General features: G+C 41.4%; 1 protein-coding gene. It reads left to right on the top strand.

Annotated features, from left to right (window positions below):
- Nucleotides 1-143 precede the first annotated feature (143 nt).
- Nucleotides 144-905: a superoxide dismutase gene (locus GNE10_RS34765; RefSeq protein ID WP_099066785.1), complete on the top strand. Its 762-nt coding sequence runs from the start codon at nucleotides 144-146 to the stop codon at nucleotides 903-905.
- Nucleotides 906-1025 lie beyond the last annotated feature (120 nt).

The following is a 1025-nucleotide window of genomic DNA, read 5'->3' as shown; positions in this document are numbered from 1 at the left end:
TCTTTCCATCTCCCCTTTCCCCTTTGCCCCTTGCCCTTTGCCCTTTGGCGAAGCCATCTCCCCACTCCCCAATTTTTTGCAGCCAGAATCTAAGAAAATAAAAACGACGAAGTAATTGACATAGATTTCCTGCAAAAACCAATATGGCTATTAATCGACGTTATTTCTTGTTTTTACTCACAGCAGGTGCTGGTGCATTTGCGTTAGATGCTTGTGCATTGGCAGAAAATTCTCCTCCAGAGAACACTCGAACTCCTGACACAACACCAAATACAACAGGTGCCATCCAACTACCACCGTTACCTTATCCCTACGAAGCATTAGAACCACACATTGATGCCAAAACAATGCAGTTTCATCACGATAAACACCACGCAACTTATGTCAAAAATCTGAATGGGGCATTAGAAAAATATCCAGAACTCAAAAGTAAAAGTGTAGAAGAACTTTTGCAAAGACTTAACACAGTACCACAAGACATTCGCAAAACAGTGCAAAATAACGGCGGTGGTCATGTGAATCATTCGATGTTCTGGCAAATTATGAAACCCAAAGGTGGTGGAGAACCAACAGGAGATATAGCCTCGGCTATTAACCAAAACTTTGGTAGTTTTGCAGCCTTCAAAAAACAGTTCAACGAAGCAGGTGCTGGTCGTTTTGGTAGTGGTTGGGTTTGGCTAGTGCGTAACAAAGATGGCAAATTACAAGTAACTTCTACAGCTAATCAAGATAGTCCCCTCAGTCAAGGTCAATATCCCATCCTGGGAAATGACGTATGGGAACACGCATATTATCTCAACTACCAAAACCGTCGCGCTGATTACTTGGAAGCATGGTGGAACGTTGTTAATTGGGATGAAATTAACAAGCGGTTTGCAGACGCTAAAAAATTTAAATTTGCTTAGTTAATCGCTATGGAGAGAAAAAATAATTACCCGCCCAGGTAACTCCAAAAAATAAATTCTTCCCCTTGAGGTTGTTGACTATACCTCTTGCAAAAGTGCTTTTTGCACTCTTTTGGGAAA

The sequence above is a fragment of the Nostoc sp. 2RC genome (genome assembly GCF_014222165.1).
Classification (GTDB): domain Bacteria; phylum Cyanobacteriota; class Cyanobacteriia; order Cyanobacteriales; family Nostocaceae; genus Nostoc; species Nostoc linckia.
This window is presented reverse-complemented; position numbering and strand designations above follow the sequence as displayed.

Excerpts from the sequence above, each read along its gene's own strand:
- GNE10_RS34765 (WP_099066785.1), top strand. The coding sequence starts at position 144 with ATGGCTATTAATCGACGTTATTTCTTGTTTTTACTCACAGCAGGTGCT.